The sequence below is a fragment of the Pseudarthrobacter sp. S3 genome, from assembly GCF_050156905.1.
Taxonomy (GTDB): Bacteria; Actinomycetota; Actinomycetes; order Actinomycetales; family Micrococcaceae; genus Arthrobacter.
Genome location: NZ_CP189583.1, coordinates 3,038,021 through 3,060,672 on the forward strand (window position 1 = coordinate 3,038,021; position 22,652 = coordinate 3,060,672).

The 22,652-nt window shown below is 65.6% G+C and carries 16 protein-coding genes; 2 read left to right on the forward strand and 14 right to left on the reverse strand.

The window, feature by feature from the left end:
• Window positions 1-66: 66 nt before the first annotated feature.
• Window positions 67-813 carry a Flp pilus assembly protein CpaB gene (gene cpaB / locus ACQCSV_RS14550; protein ID WP_354153384.1) on the forward strand — a complete coding sequence of 249 codons (747 nt, stop codon included), beginning with the start codon at window positions 67-69 and terminating at the stop codon, window positions 811-813.
• 19 nt (window positions 814-832) lie between these two features.
• Here the strand turns inward: cpaB and ACQCSV_RS14555 are convergent, their stop codons facing one another.
• The 11 genes from ACQCSV_RS14555 to ACQCSV_RS14605 all read right to left on the reverse strand — a co-directional run bounded on the left by ACQCSV_RS14555 (window position 833) and on the right by ACQCSV_RS14605 (window position 19,190).
• Window positions 833-4,939 carry an AAA family ATPase gene (locus tag ACQCSV_RS14555; RefSeq protein WP_354153383.1) on the reverse strand — a complete coding sequence of 1,369 codons (4,107 nt, stop codon included), beginning with the start codon at window positions 4,937-4,939 and terminating at the stop codon, window positions 833-835.
• Window positions 4,940-5,068: 129 nt separating this feature from the next.
• A complete protein-coding gene (gene guaA, locus ACQCSV_RS14560) occupies window positions 5,069-6,658 on the reverse strand; it encodes a glutamine-hydrolyzing GMP synthase (RefSeq protein ID WP_354153382.1) in 1,590 nt (529 codons plus the stop codon).
• Between the two features lie 100 nt (window positions 6,659-6,758).
• Window positions 6,759-7,259 (reverse strand): DUF3817 domain-containing protein, encoded by a 501-nt coding sequence (locus tag ACQCSV_RS14565; protein WP_426938664.1) that lies wholly within the window; start codon window positions 7,257-7,259, stop codon window positions 6,759-6,761.
• Window positions 7,256-8,107, reverse strand: coding sequence for an SURF1 family protein (locus ACQCSV_RS14570; protein ID WP_426938665.1), 852 nt, complete (start codon window positions 8,105-8,107; stop codon window positions 7,256-7,258). The genes ACQCSV_RS14565 and ACQCSV_RS14570 overlap by 4 nt, the downstream gene beginning before the upstream one ends.
• A 50-nt stretch (window positions 8,108-8,157) precedes the next feature.
• Window positions 8,158-8,646, reverse strand: coding sequence for a PTS sugar transporter subunit IIA (locus tag ACQCSV_RS14575; protein WP_354153379.1), 489 nt, complete (start codon window positions 8,644-8,646; stop codon window positions 8,158-8,160).
• Between the two features lie 45 nt (window positions 8,647-8,691).
• Window positions 8,692-10,431 carry a glycerol-3-phosphate dehydrogenase/oxidase gene (locus ACQCSV_RS14580; protein WP_282329404.1) on the reverse strand — a complete coding sequence of 580 codons (1,740 nt, stop codon included), beginning with the start codon at window positions 10,429-10,431 and terminating at the stop codon, window positions 8,692-8,694.
• Window positions 10,432-10,568: 137 nt separating this feature from the next.
• On the reverse strand, window positions 10,569-11,705 hold the full coding sequence (locus tag ACQCSV_RS14585) for a GuaB3 family IMP dehydrogenase-related protein (protein ID WP_354153378.1): 1,137 nt from the start codon (window positions 11,703-11,705) through the stop codon (window positions 10,569-10,571).
• A complete protein-coding gene (locus ACQCSV_RS14590) occupies window positions 11,702-13,564 on the reverse strand; it encodes an ABC transporter ATP-binding protein (protein ID WP_354153377.1) in 1,863 nt (620 codons plus the stop codon). The genes ACQCSV_RS14585 and ACQCSV_RS14590 overlap by 4 nt, the downstream gene beginning before the upstream one ends.
• Window positions 13,565-13,721: 157 nt before the next feature.
• The gene (guaB, locus tag ACQCSV_RS14595) at window positions 13,722-15,233 is read right to left on the reverse strand and encodes an IMP dehydrogenase (RefSeq protein ID WP_354153376.1); all 1,512 of its coding nucleotides are present in this window, start codon (window positions 15,231-15,233) and stop codon (window positions 13,722-13,724) included.
• Window positions 15,234-15,445: 212 nt separating this feature from the next.
• Window positions 15,446-17,527, reverse strand: coding sequence for an acyltransferase family protein (locus ACQCSV_RS14600; protein WP_426938666.1), 2,082 nt, complete (start codon window positions 17,525-17,527; stop codon window positions 15,446-15,448).
• A 139-nt stretch (window positions 17,528-17,666) separates the two neighbouring features.
• Window positions 17,667-19,190 carry an ATP-dependent DNA ligase gene (locus ACQCSV_RS14605; RefSeq protein ID WP_354153375.1) on the reverse strand — a complete coding sequence of 508 codons (1,524 nt, stop codon included), beginning with the start codon at window positions 19,188-19,190 and terminating at the stop codon, window positions 17,667-17,669.
• A 63-nt stretch (window positions 19,191-19,253) separates the two neighbouring features.
• On the opposite strand from ACQCSV_RS14605, the gene ACQCSV_RS14610 reads away from it, so the two are divergent.
• Complete coding sequence (locus ACQCSV_RS14610) at window positions 19,254-19,856, forward strand: dihydrofolate reductase family protein (protein WP_354153374.1); 603 nt, start codon at window positions 19,254-19,256, stop codon at window positions 19,854-19,856.
• 186 nt (window positions 19,857-20,042) lie between these two features.
• On the opposite strand, the gene groL is transcribed toward ACQCSV_RS14610, so the two are convergent.
• The 3 genes from groL to ACQCSV_RS14625 all read right to left on the reverse strand — a co-directional run bounded on the left by groL (window position 20,043) and on the right by ACQCSV_RS14625 (window position 22,619).
• The gene (gene groL / locus ACQCSV_RS14615; protein WP_248759662.1) at window positions 20,043-21,653 is read right to left on the reverse strand and encodes a chaperonin GroEL; all 1,611 of its coding nucleotides are present in this window, start codon (window positions 21,651-21,653) and stop codon (window positions 20,043-20,045) included.
• Between the two features lie 77 nt (window positions 21,654-21,730).
• Window positions 21,731-22,024 carry a co-chaperone GroES gene (gene groES, locus ACQCSV_RS14620; protein WP_056344177.1) on the reverse strand — a complete coding sequence of 98 codons (294 nt, stop codon included), beginning with the start codon at window positions 22,022-22,024 and terminating at the stop codon, window positions 21,731-21,733.
• 211 nt (window positions 22,025-22,235) lie between these two features.
• Window positions 22,236-22,619 carry a hypothetical protein gene (locus ACQCSV_RS14625; RefSeq protein WP_426938667.1) on the reverse strand — a complete coding sequence of 128 codons (384 nt, stop codon included), beginning with the start codon at window positions 22,617-22,619 and terminating at the stop codon, window positions 22,236-22,238.
• Window positions 22,620-22,652 lie beyond the last annotated feature (33 nt).

Below are 22,652 nucleotides of genomic sequence, written 5' to 3' on the forward strand. Positions count from 1 at the left end.
CTCGGTTTTCCACATAGGCACCTTCGCTTCTGTCGGACTCCGTTGCCGGTACGTAGCGTGGTTTGCATGCCCGCTACTCTCTTTCGTTCCAGCCGCGGATCCGCCCCGCCGGGACGCCAGGTCCGCCGTCCGCTCCCGTTAGCACGCCCCCGCGCCGTGCGTGGCCATAGGCTGTTAGCCTGGCTGGGCCGGAACCGGCGCCTTGCGATAGCGCTCCTGCTGTGCCTTGCAGCGGGGATCACGGTCCATCAGCTCACTCCCCCGCCCGCCGATACTGTCCCGGTGTTGGCTGCGGCGCGGGACCTCCCCGCAGGCACGGCCTTGTCGGCCACGGACATGACGGCAACGAAGATCCCGCCGGGGATGCTGACCGCCGGGGCCATATCCCACACCGGTGAAGCCGCGGGAAAACAACTGGCAGCCCCCTTGCGGAAGGGCCAGCTTGTGACCGACTCCCTGCTGCTGGGACCCGGCCTGCTGACCGGAACGCCGCCGGGCTCCGCAGCCGTGCCCTTGAGGATGGCCGATCCTTCCTCCATCCAGCTCGTATCGCCCGGGCAACTGGTCAACGTGGTACTAACCGGGGCGAACGGCTACGATCAGCAGTCCCCCTCAGAAGTGCTGGCAACGTCCGTTCCCGTCCTGTGGACATCAGGACAGGGCGGCAGGACGGGTCAGTGGCTAAGCACCGGCGAAACCGACGGGCTGATTGTCGTGGCGGCAGCTCCGGAGCAGGCTGCGCGGCTTGCCGGGGCCTCCGCCCAGGGCAAACTGTTTTTCGTCCTGGTGGGACCGGAAGGCATCGCGCGGTGAAGCCGTTGCAGCTTGGAGGTCAGCCCCAGTGCGGCGGCTTGTTTTCCTTCAGCCACGCGTCGTGATCGTTGTCCGGGCCGTCGCCCCAGCGCTTCGGGTCATCCTCCGCAGCCTTGTTGGGCAAGATGCCTGCTGCCCCTGGCACCTTGCGGTCCGGCGCAGCGGCCGTCCCGTCAACTGCCTCATCCGGCTGGTCGTCACCTTGCGTCTCGGCTTGATCGGCATTCCGTGACGTCACAACAACCGCCTCCTCACTGGCCAGGCGTCCGGCCTGGTCTTCGTTCCTGTTGTTTCCAATATTTCCCAGCGCGAGCGCGTCCATGTCCTCGTCAAAGAATCCGCCGGAGGCAGTGCCGCGTCCGGGCGGCAGAACATTCTCGAGGCCCAGGTAACCCGCGATCCGGTCCGCGCAGGCGGACGGGTCCGTGAAGACTTCGATGGTCCAGAGCGGCATGTACCGCCAGCCCATCCGTTCCAGCAGCTGAGGGCGGAGCCGGCTCCGCTCTCGGACACTCATGGTGCGGTATTGCTCCGTGCCGTCCGACTCGATGGCCACCGGCCGCGGAATATCGGCGTCGTCCTGGCCCATGGTGCTGAGCGGGTCTGCTGCGGCCACTACGTCAATCACGCCGTCGTACTGGTGCCAGACTCGGGCGCCGCGGGCACGCAGCCGGTCGCCAAGATCGGCCACGAGGGGATCGGCCCCAAGCGCCTGCTCGCTGGCAGCGGCGCGCGAGGCCGGGGTACCGAGATCGGTCTTTCCGGCAATTTCACGGTTAAGGAGCTCGTAGAAGTCCACCGCACCATAGGACAGCCGCGTGTGGTCAAGGTCTTCGGGCTGGAAACACGTCAGGACGTGGAGCGATCGGCGGGCACGCGTCATGGCCAAAGCGAACTTTTCCCGCCCGCCCTCAGCCGACAGGGGTCCGAAATTGTGCAGCGCCCGGCCATGCGGAGTGCGGCCGAAACCGGGTGAGAAGATCACGTGGTCACGGACCAGGCCCTGGGCACGCTCAAGGTCAACCACCCGGAAGGACTCGGATCCTGCGCTGAAGAAACTGGCCAGTCCCGGGTGGTTCGGGAGCTGAAGACGGATTGACTCACCAATCCGGGCAGCATGGCGCAGGCTGGCGGTGACCACTGCCAGCGACGTGCGCGGCCGCGTCCGGGCGTGCTCAAAGACCAGCTGGACCACGCGGTTAACCTCGGCCACCACGGATTCCACGCCTTCGTGGTCGGCGCTGGGCAGCCCTGTGCCGTCGGGCAGGTACTCGACCAGGAGCGCCCTGTCCAGTCCTGTGGCCGACTGCCCCTCCGGGAGCCTGCGGAGCGCGCCGTCGTAGGAGTTCTTGCTCAGCTGCAGGACCAGGTCCTCGTCAACCGCGCGGTAGACAAAATTCAACCGCCAGACAGGCAGGACCGCAGACAGCGCCGAATACGCGCTTTCGACGCGATGGTGGGCCGCCTCACCGGCGGCCAGCCGCTCAACACCAACAGTGAAAGTCCGGGGGCTGGCAATCTTGGCATCACCGAAGGCAATGACCTGCCCGGCTCGGGCGATGGCAGGCAGGACGGCCTGCAGCGACGTCGCTTCGGCGTCCAGGATGACCACGGCGTCGAAGTGCTGTTCGGCCGGCAAGAGCCCGGTCATGAGGTACGGGCTGACCGACCAGACCGGCACCAGCATGGGAACCAGCTCGGCGGCCTGGGCCGTCAGCGCCGCGAGGGTAACCCTGCCGTCCTTGAGCAGGCTCCTGAGCAGCTGGGCCTGGCGCGGGTGTTCCGCAAGCGCGGCCCCCCACCGTTCGGACAGTTCCCAGCGCAGGCGCGCGGCTCCGCTGGCAATGTGAGCGTTGTCCGCGAGCCGGTACTCGGCCTCAAGCTGCCGGAGCGCGTCCCCGTCAGACATGGCGAGGTAATCGTCGCCGCTGATCATCGCTTCCAGCGCGGACTGCCACCAGGCCAGTTCAAGCTCTGCTCCGACGGAACCTGCGGGAACCTCCCGGTCCGCAAGATCGGCCAGGAGCTCCCCCAGGCCGTGCTCGCGCATGTTTTCCACGAGCAGCGTGCGCTCGGGAAGCGTTTTGAGCGTGTGGGTGTCGGCCACGAGCCGCTCCAGCCGCTTCATGAGTTCCTCATAGCGGGCCGTTGCCAGCGAGCCACCGGACTGTGTGTGCCGGAGGGCCTCGCCCAGCTGGGTCAGTTCCCGGTCCAGCGACCGGTACATCACATTCATTTCGGCAAGGCCCGAGGGGACGGCCGGGTGGCGCTGTGAGGTGGCGTACCCGGACCAGAGTGCACGCTGCTCCTGCACCAGCACCAGCGAGCTGTGGAGATCACTGATGTGGACGCCCGGACGGACGTACTCTTTCGCGACCCGGCGCAGGCGGGAACGCTGCATGGAGGCCATGTCGACGTTCCGCTCCCGGCGCCAGGCGGAGGACGCCGTGGCGGAAATGAGATCGTTGACCGGCCTGTCGAAGATGTCCGGTGTGAACTTATCGAGGCTTTCGCGGACAGCCATGAGGAGTTCGAGCTGCTTCCCCCACTCCGAGAAGGACTCGCCAAGCCGGATTTCGGCATGTTCGGCCACGCTGTTCATCCGGTCACGCAGAATAGGCAGGTTCTTCGCCACTGACCGGGCGAGCTCCTGGGCTTCCTCGGTCTCCTTGCGGGTGAGCAGCCGGGCGCCGTGCCACGGGCTGGCGGTGGACGCGCGGCTGAAGCTGCCAAGCTCGGCGGCGCGGCGGAGCCGGCCGGCGAGCTCATTGCGGTCGCGGATGCTGTCCAGCACACTGCGTTTGAGACGCACGGTGGTGGCGGGAGCCGGATGGATGGAAGTCAGCTCGGCCAGTGACTGCATGGCCTGATACGGCGAACAGCCCCAGCGCTGGCGCACGTTATGCAGGGACGCCACGTGATCCATCAGCGCGTGCCGGTGCTCAGTTAGGGTCCGGTGGAGGTTCCCCAGCTGCGGCTCAAGTGATTTTTCGTTCCGCACGATGGCCCGCACCAGCTGGGCCTTGAGCTGCTGGGGGGTGGCTGTGCCGGAGAGCTGGAACAGGATGGATTCAAGTCCAAGCGATTCCAGTTGTGCGGATACTTCGTTCAGGCTGGCCCGGCGGTCGCCTACCACCAGGACAGACTTGCCCGCATCCACCAGGGCACCGATGGTGTTGATGGCCGTCTGGGTCTGTCCTGTTCCCGGCGGGCTGCTGACCACCAGGGAGTCTCCAGCACGGGCGGCATCTATAACGAATTGCTGGGCCGGATCGGCGTCGAGGAGGAGCAGTTCGTCGTCCGGGTGGCGAGTGTCCACGCTCGGGAAGCGGGAGGGGTCCGGCACGGGTACGTCAATGACCCCACCGCCGGCCGCCTTGGCCAGGGCTGCGACCAGCGGGTTGCCCTCGTTGATCCAGGGATCGTCCAGGTTTCCGGAAAGGTCCGCGAAAGTGGACACCAGCAAATTGTGCTGGGCTTCGGCGCCGTGGATGGGCCGGATAAGCGTTGCGAGCCTGTCCAGGACAGGCTGGGGATCGAAGCGCGCGGTGCTGTAAGCGAGGCGGGTCACGGCGTTAACGTCAAACACAATGCCGTGGACAGTCTTCAGGTGCCGGACCAGGGCCGGGTTGATGTTGGCCTGCTCGGTGAGCTGCAGTTCGTAGTCGTCCTCACCTGGCCGGACCGTGAGCGAGATTGCGGTGAGCATCACCGGCGCGGAGATGCGCTGGGGTTTGCCGCCGACGGCGGAGGTCCACACGACGGTGCCTGCCGATAGGTAACCGGCATCAATGCCACGGTCATTTCCGAGTTCGAAGATTTTGGAGCGGATGTTCCGCGATGCCCGGGCCGCGACGACGTACTGCTGGTGGTCCCGGATGAGTGTGGACAGCCGTGTGCGGCGGCCGGCCATCAGCTGGGCCAGGCCGGACGGGTGCGCATGGGTCAGGTCAATGGAACCTTCGGGGGTCTTGGTGAAACGCAGCATGGTGTCTGCCCCGGTGACGGGTTTAAGCCCGGACAGCCATTTTCCAAGCTCCTCAGAACCCTCCGGGTGGCCTTGACCAACTGACACTACTGCCTTCTTTTCTGCGTTTGCACGTGACGCCCTGGACCATACCGGCATACTTTCGAGCGTAGCCGCAATGAAGCCGGGATGAGAGACCGCAACACTGGATCAGGCCAAATTGCCGTGGATTTCAACGGATGACAACAATGGCCGGCCTCCGCTGACGGAGACCGGCCACTCACACTGCTATTCCCACTCGATGGTTCCCGGCGGCTTGCTGGTCACGTCCAGCACCACCCGGTTGACGCCTTCCACCTCGTTGGTGATCCGGTTCGAAATCCGGGCCAGGAGATCGTACGGCAGGCGGGACCAGTCCGCCGTCATGGCGTCCTCGGACGAAACGGGACGCAGCACAATCGGGTGGCCGTACGTGCGGCCGTCACCCATGACGCCGACACTGCGCACGTCGGCCAGGAGGACTACCGGCATCTGCCACACCTCGTTGTCCAGCCCGGCTGCGGTCAGCTCGGCACGCGCGATGGCGTCTGCCTTGCGTAGCAGGTCCAGGCGCTCCTGGGTGATGTCGCCGACGATGCGGATTCCCAGTCCGGGGCCGGGGAACGGCTGGCGCCCGACGATTTCCTGGGGCAGGCCCAGCTGGGCGCCCACGGCGCGGACCTCGTCCTTGAACAGTGCGCGGAGCGGTTCAACCAGTTCGAACTGCAGGTCCTCGGGAAGGCCACCGACGTTGTGGTGACTCTTGATGTTCGCAGCACCTTCGCCGCCGCCGGATTCGACGACGTCCGGGTACAGCGTGCCCTGGACCAGGAACTTGATCTTCTCGCCGTGGGCCGCGGCCTCGGCGATGATGGCCAGCTCGGCCTCTTCGAACGCGCGGATGAACTCGCGGCCGATGATCTTACGCTTGGTTTCCGGATCGCTGACGCCGGCCAGGGCCGACAGGAAGCGCTCTTGCTCGTTGGCTACGTACAGCTTGACGCCGGTGGCGGCAACGAAGTCGCGTTCCACCTGCTCGGCTTCGCCTTCGCGCAACAGGCCGTGGTCAACGAACACACAGGTCAGCTGGTCGCCAACGGCCCGCTGGACGAGCGCCGCCGCAACGGCAGAGTCAACGCCGCCGGAGAGCCCGCAGATAACCCGGGCGTCACCGATCTGCTCACGGATCCGGTCCACCTGCTCCTCGAGGATGTTCCCCGTGGTCCAGTTGGGCTCCAGCTTTGCGCCCTTGAACAGGAAGTTTTCCAGCACCTGCTGGCCATAGGCCGAGTGCTTGACCTCGGGGTGCCACTGCACGCCGTAGAGGGCCTTCTCTTCGTTGGCGAAGGCAGCCACTTCAGCGCCGGCCGTCGTCGCCAGCACTTCGAAGCCTTCGGGGGCCTCGTGCACAGAGTCGCCGTGGCTCATCCAGGTGTTCTGGTGCTGCGGCATCCCTTCGAGGACGGAGCGGCCCTCACCGAGGATGGTGGTTTCGGTGGAGCCGTATTCGCGCAGGCCGGTCTTGTCGACCTTCCCGCCCAAGGCATTGGCCATGGCTTGGAAGCCATAGCAGATGCCGAAGACCGGAATGCCGGCCTCAAACAGGTCGGCGCCGACGGCGGGTGCACCGTCCGCGTAAACGCTGGAGGGACCACCGGAAAGGATGATGGCGGCGGGGTTCTTGGCCAGGAGCTGCTCGGTGGTGAAGGTATGCGGAACCACTTCCGAATACACATTCGCTTCCCGGACGCGGCGGGCAATCAGCTGCGCGTACTGGGCACCATAGTCAACAACCAGCACCGGCTTCTGGGAAGTCTGGGATGCAGTGGGAGTAGTCACCTCACTAGCCTACTTTGCGGCATCGCCCTGCCGCACATTCAGGACCGTGGGTGTGACGCAGTGAACGTCCGACGGCGGGACTTCCCCACCGCTGCAGCGTTCAGTAGCGCTGTGTGGCCTGGGGGTGCGCGGCCAGTTCGGCTTCCACCTCGGCGTGGAACTTCTTCTCCACGATAAAGGACAGGAAAGGCACCACGCCGCCCAGTGCCAGGAGGATCAGCTTCATAAAAGGCCACCGCATCAGCGACCACAGGCGGAAGTTGGAGATCAGGTACACCACGTACATCCAGCCGTGGAGGATCAGCACGGCGACGGAGATGTTCGCGCCGCCCTCCACGCCCTTGGGCTCGGCGTCGGCGAAACCCAGGCCGAACGTCTGGCCCGTGACGGCGCTGGTGCCGCCGGCAAAAAGGTACTGACCAAAGGCGTAACGTGCGATGAGCTCGGCGCAGAGCAGCAGCAGCATGGCGCCGGTGAGGTACGCCAGCACCTTGTAGAACTTCAGCGCGGACCGGATCTGCCGCTCGGTACCGCCGAAGCGGCGCTTCTTGCCTTTGCCCTGCGCAGGACCCTGCTGGATGGCCGGTTTCGGTTCGATCATGGCTTTACCTTTTGTTGGAGCTGTTCAGAAGTTGCTTCGGCGGGCGGAGCATCATGGTGAGGATTGTCGTCGAGTTCCTCTTCGAGGTCCCGCCGGTAGTCGTCCTTCACGAGGCGCCACCAGATAAACAGGGCGAAGCCGGCGAACACTACCCATTCGAGCGAGTAGAAGAGATTGAGCCAGTTGACTTGCTGGGCAGGCGGCTGGGGACCGATTTCCAGGGGCTTCAGGGCTCCGTCAACGGCCGCCGCGGACAGGTCGGACCCGGCGGCCAGTTCCGAGGTCGCGGCCACAAATCCCGGGTACATGCTGACGTCCCAGTAGTTGATGAGTTCGGCAACCGACACGGCGGTGGCGCGTCCGGCGTCCGGCGCGGTGGAAGGCAGCGGCGATTCAGACGGCAGCAGCCGTCCGGTCAGGTTCACAATGCCCGACGGCGGTGCGCCGGCGTCGTCGGGCTCTGCCACCCAACCGCGGGCTACGGGAATCCAGGTCTGCGGGGAAGCAGCGACACCGGTGACCGCAGGCGCTCCGGTCACGGCGAAGGCGGAAACCACCCAGTAGCCGCTCTCGCCATTCTTCAGGCGCTCTGGCACCAGAACCTGTTTGGCGGGGTCGTAGGTTCCTTCGGCGGCGACCATCTGGTCTGACACTGACCCGGGGAAGAATGATCCGGGGACAAGCGTTTCCGTCAGCACCCTCACGTCCTCGGTGCCGGGATTCACCGCAACCTCGGGCTGCGTGGAGCGCCCGAACTGCCACTGGCTGAGCAAGACAAACACCCCGGAGACGGCGATCGCGAAGACCAGGCCTGCGATCCATCGGGGCTTAAGGGCTGTTTTCCACACGTCTTAACCGTACTTCGTTCCTCTGTAGAACAACTAATAGCCCCCGATCGCTAGTGGTCGAAGAACACGAGGCTGGAGTTGATAAGTTCAGCGATGACTTCGGCATCGTAGGCCCGGCGCAGCGACTCCCGAAAGGATTCCTTGGACAGGGAGCGTGCCAGCGTGGCCAGGACTTCGAGGTGATCGGAAAACGAGCTTGCCGGGGTAGCGATCAGCAGGATGACGGTGGCCGGACCGTCAGCGGCACCGAAGTCCAGGGAGTGGCCGTACTTGGTGATGCCTACAGCGATGGACGTCCGCGAAACGAATTCGCTGCGGGCGTGCGGGAGCCCGATCCCGCCCGGCAGGCCGGTGGCGAGCTGGTGTTCGCGGGCGTTGACGTGCTCCATGAACCGCGGCAGGTCTGTGACGCGCCCGGCGGCGAAGAGGCGCTCTGCGAGTTGCGCCGCGGCGTCCGACTTGCCCGTTGCTTCCAACTCCAGAATCACCAGATCGGACGTGGTGAGATCGGCATCGTACCGGTCAAGTGGTTCCGCCAAGGCGTATCCCTTCAGTCAGGAGAAGTGCTGGTATGCGGTGCCGCCTCAGCGCAAAGGGACAATGTCCTCCACACCCAGCCGTGCGGCGTCGGCCGATTCGTCGTCCGGCTGCTGCTGGCTCAGCCGTTCAGCTTCAACGCGTGCTATGTAGTGCTTTATTTCGCTTTCGCGTTGTACATCGCTCCAGCCAAGGACTTCGCCCATAAGTTTAGCGACAACCGGCACCGCCGATACACCACGGTCCCAGGCTTCGATGGAAATGCGTGTCCGCCGGGTCAGGACGTCATGGACATGCCGGGCGCCTTCGTGGGTAGCGGCGTATACGGCTTCGGCCTGCAGGTAATCGTCAGCACCGGGCAACGGCTCAGCCAATTCGGGATTCCGGGCGATGATGTCCAGTACCTCCGGAGTCATGGACCCGTAACGGTTCAGCAGATGCTCCACCCGGGCCACGTGTACGCCGGACTCGTCGGCGGTCCTGCTCCTGCGGTTCCAGGCTGCCTTGAATCCGCCGGCACCGAGCAGCGGGATGGTTTCGGTGCAGCTCGCCGGGACCCGCTCATCCATGGTGCGGGTGGCCTCGTCCACTGCGTCCTTGGCCATAACCCGGTAGGTGGTCCATTTGCCGCCGGCCACCACCACCAGGCCCGGTACGGGGTGGGCCACGATGTGTTCACGCGACAGTTTCGCCGTGGAATCATTCTCCCCAGCCAGGAGGGGGCGCAGTCCGGCGTAGACGCCTTCAACGTCCTCCCTGGTCAGCGGGCGTTTGAGGACCCGGTTGACGTGCTCGAGGATGTAGTCGATGTCCTTGCTGGAGGCTGCAGGGTGGGCCTTGTCGAGGTTCCACTCAGTGTCCGTGGTGCCGATGATCCAGTGCCTGCCCCACGGAATAACGAAGAGCACGGACTTTTCGGTGCGCAGGATCAGCCCCACCGTGGACTGGAACCGGTCTCGGGGCACTACCAGGTGGATGCCCTTGGACGCCCGGACCTTGAGCTGCCCCCGGTCCGTGACCATCGCCTGGGTTTCGTCAGTCCATACACCGGTGGCGTTGATGACCTGCTTCGCTTTGACGTTGAAGTGCGTACCGTCTTCGTGGTTGACCACTTTGGCCCCCACCACGCGTTCACCTTCCCGCAGGAAGTCCACCACCGCCATCTGGTTCACCGCATGGGCGCCGTAGTGTGCGGCCGTCCGGACAAGGTTCGCCACGTACTTGGCGTCATCCACCTGGCCGTCGTAATAGCGGATGGAGCCCACAAAAGCGTCTTTTTTCAGGCTGGGGGCGGCCCTGAGGGTGCCCCGCCTACTGAGGTGCTTGTGGAACGGCACGCCGCGGCTGTGCCCGCCGGTAATGGACATGGCGTCATAGAGTGCGATCCCGGCGCCCACATAGGGCCGCTCGAGGAACGGTTTGGTCAGCGGATACAGGAACGGCACGGGCCGGGCCAGGTGCGGTGCCAGAACCGAAAGAATCAGGCCACGTTCGTGCAGCGCTTCCTTCACCAGCCCGAAATCCAGCATCTCCAGGTAGCGCAGGCCGCCGTGGATCAGCTTGGAGGAACGCGACGACGTGCCGGCCGCCCAGTCGCTGGCTTCCACAATCGCCACACTGAGGCCTCGGGTCACGGCGTCCAGCGCCGCTCCGGCGCCCACGATGCCGCCGCCGACAATCAGGATGTCCAGTTCGTTGCCGGGTTCCGAGGTAGCCCTGAGCCTGGCGATCGATGCTTCCCTGGCCGCGGGACCAAGAACCCCGCCTTCGTTTGGAACGTTGTTCACTGAACGCCTCCCTTGCCGCTGCTGCCGGTAGTTAATCAACACTACTTCTTTGCCGCCCGGTTGGGCAGGGCAGGGTCCACCGAGGGAGGAGCTCCAGATGGAATCGGGGGCGGCGGCCGTTAATCAGTGAGCGGGCGTCAGTTACCGGTGTAAGGAGAAACTACGACGTCGACGCGCTGGAACTCCTTGAGGTCCGAATAGCCGGTGGTCGCCATCGAACGGCGGAGTGCGCCGATCAGGTTGGACGTGCCGTTAGTGTGGTGGCCGGGCCCGAAGAGCACCTCTTCGAGCGGTCCGACGGTGCCGACGTTGGCGCGGTCCCCGCGGGGAAGCTCCAGGTGGTGGGCTTCCTGGCCCCAGTGCCAGCCCTTGCCGGGGGCTTCTTCGGCGCGGGCGAGGGCGCTGCCCAGCATCACGGCGTCGGCGCCCATGGCAATTGCCTTGACGATGTCACCTGAGGTGCCCATGCCGCCGTCGGCAATGACATGGACGTACCGTCCGCCGGACTCGTCCATGTAGTCACGGCGGGCGGCCGCAACGTCGGAGATGGCGGAAGCCATGGGCGAGTGGATGCCCAGGGCGCGCCGGGTGGTTGCGGTGGCTCCGCCGCCGAAGCCGACCAGGACGCCGGCGGCGCCGGTGCGCATCAGGTGCAGGGCGGGCGTGTAGCCGGCCGCCCCGCCCACAATCACGGGGACGTCCAGTTCGTAGATGAACTGCTTGAGGTTCAGGGGTTCGTGGTCTTTCGAGACGTGCTCGGCCGAGACCGTGGTCCCGCGGATCACGAAGATGTCGACGCCGGCGGCCACCACGGTCTTGTAGTGTTCCTGGGTGCGTTGCGGGGTGAGAGAGCCCGCCACGGTGACGCCCGCGGCGCGGATCTCGGCGAGGCGGGACGTGATCAGTTCCGGCTGGATGGGAGCGCGGTACAGCTCCTGCATCCGGCCGGTCACGGCAGGGCTGTTAACCTCGTCCTGGAGGGCGCTTATTTCGTCGAGGATGGACTGCGGGTGCTCGTACCGGGTCCAGAGGCCTTCGAGGTCCAACACGCCGAGTCCGCCCAGCCTGCCCAGGGCGATGGCCGTCTCCGGGGACATGGCCGAATCCATCGGGGCAGCAATCACGGGCATGTCGAACTTGTAGGCATCGATCTGCCAGGAAACGGAAACGTCCTTGGGGTCGCGGGTACGACGGTTGGGGATAATCGCAATGTCATCCAGGGAGTAGGCACGACGCCCACGCTTGCCACGGCCGATCTCGATCTCGTAAGTCACTGCTCTAGGTTATCCTCCACGGCCGTCAACTGCGATTCGAACATCCTGAAGTAGCGGCCGCGCAAGGCCACCAGCTCCTTGTGCGTCCCCTGTTCCACAATCTGACCGTCTTCGAGCATGTAGACAATGTCGGCCTTCTCAATGGTGGCGAGCCGGTGGCTGATGGCAATGATGGTGCTGCTGCGGTCCGCGAACAGCCGGGTGAAGATCCGGTGCTCGGCCAGCGCGTCAATGGCAGACGTCGGCTCGTCCATCACCATGAAGGTGGCGTTACGGTAGAAGTTCCGGGCCATCGCGAGCCGCTGCCACTGGCCGCCCGAGAGCCCGCTCCCCTTCCGGCCGCGCGGATCCTCCATCCAGTTGCTGACGTAGTTGTCCAGGCCGTTGGGCAGCTTATTGATGAACTCCAGCGCTTCGGCGTCGCTGGCCGCCCGGCGGATCCGTTCATCATCACGGGGCGACTCGACGTCGCCAAAGCGGATGTTGTCGGCGGCAGTGGCGAACTCGTACTTCAGGAACTCCTGGCTCAGCACCGCCAGGTGGCGGTGCCAGGACTTCACGTCGACGGCGGCGAGATCGACGCCGTCGAGCATTACCTGCCCTGAGTCCGGCCGGTAGAGCCCGGCGAGGATTCGGATCAGGGTGGACTTTCCGGCACCGTTCTCACCTACGACGGCGATGTGCTGGCCCTCGCGGATGGTCATGTTGATGCCGCGGATCACCTCGGTGTCGCTGCCTGTGTAGGTGAAGTGGATGTCCCGCAGCTCCACTGTTTTGGGTCCCTGCAGCAACGGCGGCGAGTGGTCCGAATGCACGCGCATGGCCATGAACAGCTCGTAGTCCTTGAGATTGGCAAGGTCCTCGTCAATCGAACTGAGAGAGGAGACCAGGCTGTTGGCTGTGGACAATGCGCGGCTGACGATCTGCTGGACATAGAGGAACTGGCCAACGGGCTGGGCGCGGGCGATGATCTGGCCCACCACCCAGATCAGGGAGATCACCTCGGCGCCGTACTGCAGGGCATCGGCGGCGAGTTGCTTGGGAATGTAGCGCTTCTGGAAGTCCAGGCGGCGCCGCTCATCAGCGTCGCGCAGCCGGGAGCGGAGATCCATCAGGTAGCCCACAATCCCGTAGAGCCGCATCTCGGCGATGTGCTGCGGGCGGAGCAGGTTGGTCTCGATCATCCGCCGCTGCCGGCGGGAGTCCACCTGCGTGTTCCAGTGCGCGATCTGTTCGCGCGAGAGCTTGAACTGCAGGTAGACGCTGGGCACGATGGCCACCAGGACAATCACCGCGATCCACCAGCTGACCAGCAGCAGGGCCCCCACGGCCAGGATTACCGAGACCAGCTGGGTGAAGATGGCCGCGATCCGGTCCAGCACGCGCGCATAGGAATCAGAGAACCGCTTGGCCCGGTCGTAGAGGTCGACCGTTACTTTGTCGTCGTACCGCCAGAACTCCAGGGCCAGGAACCGCTCATACATCTGGTCGCCCACAATCGCGCCCACCCTGAAGCTCATGAGCTGCTGGATGTAGCGGTCCACGCTGCTGAAGCCGCCCCAGAAGAGCCCCAGGGCAGCCGTGATGATGACGTACACAATGGCCTGCTGGCCTGCTGCGGAATCACCGGAATAAGCGGCAGCCAGCGCCGTGGTGGTCAGCGCTGCGAAGTAGGTGGTCACCAATGGCAGCGTCGCCGAAATGAGCGAACCGATTACTTTCATCACGACGGCGGCCGGCGAGGCCTGGAAGCTGACCCGCAGCACCTGCGCCACAGCCCTGGCGTAAGGCCTCAGGGCCAACCGCGGCTGGGGGTCCCTTTTTGGGTTCAGATCGGCGGGATGGCGTGGTTGGGACATGGCTCCAGCCTAGTTCCGCCCGGAGGGAGGCGCCGGGTGGGCCCACGGCGCCCGGGTTCCCTGGCCGAAGCGCAGCGAGGTCAGGGAGGCGCCGGGTGGGCCCACGGCGCCCGGGTTCCCTGGCCGAAGCGCAGCGAGGTCAGGGAGGCGCCGGGGATTAGCGCGAACCGTAGTTCGGGGCCTCCACGGTCATTTGGATGTCGTGCGGGTGCGATTCCTTGAGGCCGGCCGGGGTGATGCGGACGAACTTGCCGCGGGCCTTGAGCTCCGGGATGGTTGGCGCGCCGGTGTAGAACATGGTCTGGCGGAGGCCGCCCACCAGCTGGTACGCCACTGAGGCGAGCGGGCCGCGGTAAGCAACGCGGCCTTCGATGCCCTCGGGGATGAGCTTGTCATCACCGGAGACGTCGGCCTGGAAGTAGCGGTCCTTGGAGTAGGACGTGTTCTTGCCGCGGGACTGCATGGCGCCCAGCGAGCCCATGCCGCGGTAGCTCTTGAACTGCTTGCCGTTGACGAAGATGAGCTCGCCCGGGGACTCATCGCACCCGGCCAGGAGGGAACCAAGCATGACGGTGTCGGCGCCGGCAACCAGCGCCTTGCCGATGTCGCCCGAATACTGCAGGCCGCCGTCGGCGATCAACGGTACGCCGGCAGGGATGGCTGCCTTGGCGGATTCGTAAATGGCGGTGATCTGCGGGACACCCACGCCGGCCACCACTCGGGTGGTGCAGATGGAGCCGGGCCCCACGCCCACCTTAATGCCGTCGGCACCGGCGTCGATCAGGGCCTGGGCACCTTCGCGGGTGGCAGCCTGGCCGCCGATGATGTCCACGTGCGCCGTGACGGGATCGGACTTCAGGCGGCGGATCATGTCCAGCACGCCCTGGGAGTGGCCGTTGGCCGTGTCAACGAATAATGCGTCCACGCCGGCGTCGACAAGTGCCATGGCGCGCTCCCAGCCGTCACCGAAGAAGCCGATGGCGGCACCGACGCGGAGCCGGCCCTCGTCATCCTTCGTGGCCAGCGGGTACTGCTCGGCCTTGGTGAAGTCCTTGGTGGTGATGAGGCCCTTGAGCCGGCCCTGCTCGTCAACAAGCGGAAGCTTTTCGATCTTGTTCGTGGCCAGCTTGTGGGAGGCCTCCTCACGGCTGATGCCAACATGCCCGGTGATCAGCGGCATCTTGGTCATGACGTCGCTGACCAGCCGCAGCGGGAAGTCGGCTTCGGGCACAAAGCGGGTGTCGCGGTTGGTGACAATGCCGAGGAGCCGCAAGCCCTCGTCCACAACGGGGAGCCCGGACACCCGGTACTGCGAACAGATCTCATCAAGTTCCGCCAGCGTTGCCTCAGGGCCGATGGTCAGCGGGTTGGTGATCATGCCGGACTCGCTGCGTTTCACGCGGTCCACCTGGTCGGCCTGGTCCTGGATGGACAGGTTGCGGTGGATAACACCCAGGCCGCCCTGGCGCGCCATGGCAATCGCCATCCGGGATTCGGTGACCGTGTCCATAGCGGCGGACAGCAGCGGCGTGTGGACGGTGATCCGCTTCGAAATCCGCGATGACGTATCAGCCTCGGACGGGATGACATCCGTGTGGCCCGGGAGGAGCAGGACGTCGTCGTAGGTCAGGCCGATGAAGCCGAAAGGATTGTGCTCGGGCTGGGTCATGAGTGCGCCTCTTACCTTGGTTATGGGTTCACGGGTAGGGGTTGCAGCTAATGACCAGCCCGTCATTACGGGACTGGTCCGTGCAGGGCCTTGGTACATGCGGTGCCTCATGCGCGGACACCGTGCAGAAAGCTTTGAATAAATATTAGAACCTCCACGCCGATCCCCCTATTCCGGAAGCCCATTGTGAGCAACGGCACTCAGGGCGCGTGTCAGTTCCAGCCCGTCGCCGCCAGCATCCGCTCCTCAAACATGGGAATCATGCTTTCCACATACGTCCTGCTGAGATGGTTGTCGTCCTTGTACACGTAGACGTTGCCTACCACGGCCGGGCAGATACCGCCGGCGCAAATGAAGTCGCTAAGGTCCATCAGGTACAGCCCGTCCACCTTCCCGCGGTAACTCTCCAGCGGGGACGGCTCCACCAGGGACTCGTTCAGCGGCGGGTTGCAGGCCGGGGCGTCCGCGCCGTGGCGCTGGACGCACTCGGGCATGTTGATGGTGAAGCGCGGGTTGTCCCGGATGCCGACGATCTCGATGCCGGCGTCCGCAATGGGCTGGATGCCATCGAGGTACGCCGGCACCTCGGTCTCGAACGGTGCTTCCTCGTGGGTCTGGGTGGCCACGGTAAAGACGGCATCCGGCCGGTGTTCCAGCACGTACGCTGCGCTGGCGCGGTTGTAGGCGTTGCACTCGGCACTTCGCGTCTCAAATTCAGCCCCGAAACGGCATGCCGGCATCAGCAGGGTGACCAGCTCCCAGCCGCGGGCTTCCGCGGTGGGAGCCAGGGCGGCCAGATACTGCTGGGCATGGGAGTCACCCAGCACAACGATTCGTTTGGTGGCTTCACCTTCGGGGGCGGCCTGCCGGCACCCTTCAAGGACAGTGTCCTCCGCGGCATTGGGACCGACACACGGCGCATTGATTCCGGCCCAGTCGTTATCCAGCGCGGTGGGCCCGGGAATGATCCTCCCCTGCGGAGCGGACGCCCCGGCGTTGCCCGGGGCCAGCAGGGCGGCTCCCGGCGTCAGCTCGCGGGGCTGGGCGGCAGTGGCGGCTTCCTCCGCGGTGAGGCTCGTCTGCCAGACCGCCACCGGTCCGGCCAGAAGGGCACAGCAGGCAACCACGACGACGGCGGTGCGCCAGGTGCGCACCTGCGGCCAGCGCCACTCCCGGAGGGGTTTTTCCACAAAGTTGGTGGTGAGGACGGCCAGGACCACCGAGGCGGCGATGATCGCCGCGCCTTGGATGAAGGTGGGAGCCTCGATGCCGGTAGCTGCCAGGGCAAGCACCAGGACCGGCCAGTGCCACAGGTAGAGGGCGTAGGAGTTGTCGCCCAGAGAGACCAGCGGTTTCCAGCTCAGGAGGCGGTCCACGCCGTACCGGCTCCCGCATTGTCCAGCCACGATGATCGCTGCGGCAGCCAGCGTGGGCCACAGCGCCACGAAACCGGGAAACGCGCGGTCCACTGTCAGCAAGAGACCGCAGGAGACCATGGCCACCAGGCCGGCCCAGCCGAGCACCACACGCAGGAGTTTCCCCGGTTTCAGGTGCGGCAGGCCAAGCGCCAGCAGCGATCCAAGCGCGAATTCCCAGAGCCGGGTCCGGGTGTCGAAGTAGGCGTACGCCTGGTTCGTGGCCGTCTGGTCAATCGAGAACGCGAGCGAGGCGACGAGGATCCCGGCGAACGCGGCTGCCACTACGGCCCGATAGCTGACGTTGTACCGGTGCCGGAGGAGCCGCCACGCTCCAGCGGAGGCGGCAAAGACGAGCGGCCACAGGATAAAGACCTGCCCTTGGATGGACAGGGACCAGAAGTGCTGCAGGGGGCTCGCCGAGGCGTGGTCCTGGGCGTAGTAGTCCACGGCGGTGTCCGCCAGCAGCCAGTTCTGCCGGTACAGCAGCGCTGCCCAGGCCTGGTCCAGGATGACGGGCCAGCGGCCTTGCGGGAGGATGAGCCAGGTGCCTGCCAGGACCCCGAGGATCACCACGACGGCAGCGGGCAGCAGCCGTTTGAAGAGGTGCAGCCAGTGCCGGAGGAGATTGAGGGAGGTACCGGCTTCCACCTTCCGGACGAAGGACAGCGTCAGCAGGAAGGCCGAGATCAGGAGGAAGACATCCACACCGCCGGACACCCGGCCAAGCCACACATGGTAGGTCACCACCATCAGAACGGCGAGCGCGCGGAGGCCCTGGACTTCGGGACGGAACGTCGGTTTCCGGGCGGGCGTCCGCGTGACGGTCTTTGCGTCCAGCGCAGGGCGCGGGGCAGCCTCGGCTGGTGCACTGGACACAGAGACCTCTCCAAGCGGGTAAGCAAAGCATCAAGCCTACGGAGCCGCTGTGCCGATGGCCAATCAGGATCCGGTCGCGTGGGGCACCTTAGGTGGCCGTGCGTGTGGATTCGCGGTGGGCCGGGACAGGGATCCGCCCCTACGAACGCAGCAGCCCGCGGAGCGTCTGAATGGTGTCGGCCTCCGCTGCCGTCTTGTCGTCGCGGTAGCGCTTGACTCGTGCGAACCTCATCGCGATTCCGCCCGGATACCGCGAGGATTGCTGCACGCCGTCGATCGCGATCTCAACCACCGTGATGGGCTCAACCCAGACGGTCCCCGCCGTGCGGCGCACCTCGAGCTCCTGGAACCTCTCGGTCTGCCAGCGCAGCAGGGCGTCGGTGAGGCCTTTGAATGTCTTGCCCACCATCACATAGCCACCGGGTTCGCCGAACTCCCCAGTCGGGTCGAGGGCTCCCAGGTGCAGGTTCGACAGCAGCCCGGTGCGCCGCCCTGACCCCCACTCGCAGGCGAGCACTACCAGGTCATAGGTGAGCACCGGCTTCACCTTGATCCAGTTGGACCCACGCCGACCGGCCGCGTAGGCCGATCGGACCGCCTTCACCACCACGCCTTCATGGCCCGCGGCGAGCGCATCGCGCGACACTCTCTCAGCAACGGCCGCATCCGCCGTGATCTCCCCCGGGATCCGGTATTCGGGGGCGATGCGCTCGAGCACACCGAGGCGCGTTGACAGCGGCTCGTCGAGCAGGTCGCGCCCGTCCACGTGCAGCACGTCAAAAAACCACGGGTGCAGCACCGTGGTGCGCGCCGCGTCCGCCCCGAACCGCGACATGGTCTCCTGGAACGGTCGGGGGCGGCCGTCCTCGTCGAGGGTGAGGGTCTCGCCGTCGAGGATCACATCGCGTACCGGCAGTCCGCGCACCACCTCCACCACCTCGGGCAGCCGGTGGGTCACCTCGGCCAGGGTGCGTGTGTAGATGCGAACATCGTAGCCGGCGCGATGCACCTGGATGCGCGCCCCGTCGAGCTTGTATTCCACGGATGCCTCCCCCGTGGCCTCCAGCGCCGCGCTGGCACTGGCCGCGGTTGCGGCGAGCATGGGCCGCACGGGACGGCCGACGACGAGGCCCACGTCGTCAAGCTGGTCCGCCGTGCCTTTAATCGCCAGCAAGGCCGTCTCGCCGAGATTGCCGGAGAGCATCGCGGCGCGGCGTACGGCGTCGACAGGCCGATCTGCAGCGCGGGCAACGGCGTCCGTCAGCACCGCTTCGAGGGCGCCGGTACGCAGTTCACCGAGCAGCACGCCGGCGATGAAGGCCTGCTCGCGCTCGGTGGCCGCCGCCGTGAGCAACCGGAGAGTCGCGGCGCGCTCCGCGGCTGATCCAGCGCCTGCGGTGGCAAGCAGCCCGTCCAGCGCAGCGTCGACGTCGGCCAGCGTCAGACTCGGCTCAGCGGCCGGCTCCCCCATGGCCGCCGTCATGCCGCGCCAGCCGATGCCGACGCGGCCCTGCCGCGGCTGGGCGATAAGCAAGCCGACGGCCGTCGCGATGTCCACTGGCTCGAGCCGGCGCAGGAGATCGGCCAGTGCGTCGACCTTCGCGAGCCGGGAGCGGGTGGACGCGACGGCATCCGAGGTTTTCACGAGCTCATCGAGCAGCATGGCATCAGTCTGCCACGGCCGCCGACTCTGGACAGTGCCGGAACGCAGTTCCAGAATGAACGCATGGGAGTCATCGTCGCGAACCTGTTCATCACCCTCGACGGCGTCTACCAGGCACCCGGCGGTCGCGAGGAGGACACCGAGGGCGACTTCCCTTTCGGTGGCTGGCAAGCGCCGGTGTCCGATGACGAGGCCGGCGCGGCCATCGGCGCCGAGATCGACCGCATCGACGCCCTGCTCCTTGGCCGGAAGACCTACGACATCTTCGCGGCCTACTGGCCGCACCAGTCCAACGATATCGGCGGCACGCTCAACCGGGTGCCCAAGTTCGTTGTCTCCAGCACCCTGACTGCTCCGAGCTGGGCGGGCACTACGGTACTGGCGGATACCGCGGCCGCGGGTCGGCTACGCGAGGAGTACGACCAAGTGCACATGTTCGGCAGCGGCGTCCTCATCCGTTCATTGCTCGCGGCAGACGTGATCGACCGCCTCCACCTGTGGCTCTATCCGATCACCCTAGGGCAGGGCAAGCGCCTCTTCGACGCCGGGACTATCCCCGCCTCATTCCGCCTCGCGGAGCCGGCACGCACTTTCCCGAAGGGGGCGGTGTCTCTGGTCTACGAGCGTGCGGGCGACGTTGAAACGCAGGAAATGTCGGCCACGTAGGGGCGACAAAAAACCGGCCCAGCCGAAGCTGGACCGGTTCTTTGTGCGATGACTTGATGCAGAGGCACTGGGCCCACACCGGCGAGGGACCCAAGTCGAGCGAAGCGAGACTTGGGAGCCGGTGGGTGGGCCCACACCGGCGAGGGACCCAAGTCGAGCGAAGCGAGACTTGGGAGCCGGTGGGGACTAGTGGCTGTGGCCTGCGTGCTCGTCTTCGTTTGCGGGCTTCTCCACTACGAGGGTCTCGGTGGTGAGAACCAGCGCAGCGATGGATGCCGCGTTGCGCAGGGCTGCACGGGTGACCTTGACCGGGTCGATGACACCGGCTGCGATCAGGTCCTCATACTCACCCGTCTTGGCGTTGAAGCCGTTGTTGGTTTCGAGCTCGGCAACCTTGGCGGTGACAACGTAGCCGTCGAAACCGGCGTTCTGGGCGATCCAGCGAAGCGGCTGCACCAGCGCGCGGCGGACGATGCCCACAGCAGCGGCGGCGTCGCCTTCGAGTGCCTTGACTGCAGGATCCTCGTCGAGGGCCTTCAGGGCGTGGATCAGAGCGGAACCGCCACCGGCAACGATGCCCTCTTCGAGGGCGGCGCGGGTGGAGGACACTGCATCTTCGATGCGGTGCTTCTTTTCCTTCAGCTCAACTTCGGTGGCTGCGCCGACCTTGATGACACCGATACCGCCGGCCAGCTTGGCCAGGCGTTCCTGGAGCTTTTCCTTGTCCCAGTCGGAGTCGGTGCGGGTGAGCTCGGCGCGCAGCTGGGAAACCCGGGCTGCGACGTCTTCTGCGGAACCGGCGCCGTCAACGATGGTGGTGTTGTCCTTGGTGACCGTGATGCGGCGGGCGGTACCCAGCACCTCAAGGCCAACCGAATCCAGGCTGAGGCCCAGTTCCGCGGAGATGACCTGCGCACCGGTGAGGGTTGCAATGTCCTGCAGCATGGCCTTGCGGCGATCGCCGAAGCCCGGAGCCTTGACGGCAACAACGTTCAGGGTGCCGCGGATGCGGTTGACGATCAGCGTGGACAGGGCCTCGCCCTCAACGTCTTCGGCAATGATGAAGAGCGGCTTGGAGCTCGCCAGCGCCTTCTCCAGCAGCGGCAGGAAGTCCTGCACGGAGGAGATCTTGCCCTGGTTGATCAGGATAAGGGCGTCTTCGAGAACGGCTTCCTGGCGTTCGGAGTCGGTCACGAAGTACGGGGACAGGTAGCCCTTGTCGAACTGCATGCCTTCGGTGAGGACCAGCTCGGTCTGCGTGGTGGAGGACTCCTCGATGGTGATCACACCATCCTTGCCGACCTTGCCAAATGCCTCGGCGAGGAGCTCGCCGATTTCGTCGCTCTGGGCCGAGATAGCTGCCACGCTGGCAACCTGGGTGCCTTCAACCGGGCGTGCGTTCTCGAGCAGGCGGGCTGCAATGGCTTCTACGGAAACCTCGATGCCGCGCTTGATCTGGCCCGGAGCGGCGCCCGCCGCAACGTTGCGCAGGCCTTCCTTGACCAGGGCCTGGGCGAGCACGGTAGCCGTGGTTGTGCCGTCGCCGGCAACATCGTTGGTCTTCGTGGCGACTTCCTTGGCCAGCTGCGCGCCAAGGTTCTCGTACGGGTCATCAAGCTCAATTTCACGCGCGATGGTGACGCCATCGTTGGTGATGGTGGGTGCCCCCCACTTTTTGTCGAGGACAACGTTGCGGCCGCGGGGGCCGAGCGTCACCTTGACAGTGTTGGCGAGCTTATCGATGCCGGCTTCAAGCGACCGGCGGGCAGCGTCGTTAAACGCAAGCTGCTTTGCCATGGTTTTGTCCTTTCAAGACAGAACCCCGCACAGCTGACCAGCGGAATGCATGATCAGCGGCACGGGGATCCAAAGAGTTACTTTACGACGATCGCCAGAACGTCGCGGGCGGACAGCACGAGGTACTCGTTGCCACCGGTCTTGACTTCGGTTCCACCGTACTTGGAGTAGATGACAACGTCGCCAACGGCTACGTCGACAGGCACGCGGTTGCCGTCTTCGAAGCGGCCGGGGCCTACTGCAACAACTTCACCCTCCTGCGGCTTCTCCTGTGCGGAGTCCGGGATAACCAGGCCGGAAGCCGTGGTCTGCTCGGCTTCGAGCGGGCGGACAACAATACGATCCTCAAGAGGCTTAATAGAGACCGACACTCGGACCTCTCCTTCTACGTCAGCGAAATTTGTGGACAGTTGAGCTGTTTCGCCGTGGCTGGCAAACCGTCGTCGCGGTGCCGGCAGCAGCCTGGCTGGCAGCTCGTCATGTGTTAGCACCCTCCTAGGGAGAGTGCTAATGATGACTCTATGTTTTGGTTAGCACTCGGTCAAGGCGAGTGCCAGAATTATGTCTCCGGCGAACAGCCTTTTACCGGCCGGTGAGGTCCTCAAGGTCGACGTCCTCGTCGCCGTCGTCCCCTTCTTCGACTATGCCCCGCTGCAGATACAGAACCACGGCGCCGCCCACGGCAGCCAGCAGCGAGACCACCAGCATGATGATGCCGCCTACGCGTGCTCCGGCGTATAGGCCGCGAATCTCCCCTGCCTCATCCGTGGCGTCCTGGATGTTCTTGCCGCCCACGGAGTAGACAGTGGCGTTGAACGTGTCCAGGAAGAAGATGATCACGAGCAGCGCGACGCAGACAACGGCCACTGCGGATCCTGCAATCAGCGCGGGGCGGGCGAACTTCACCAGGTCCGGCTTACTGGCTTGCGGTGGTCCGGACGGCTGGGTGCCTGCACTGTCTTCCATGCCTTCAACCCTAGCCGGATCTGGCCACCGGCC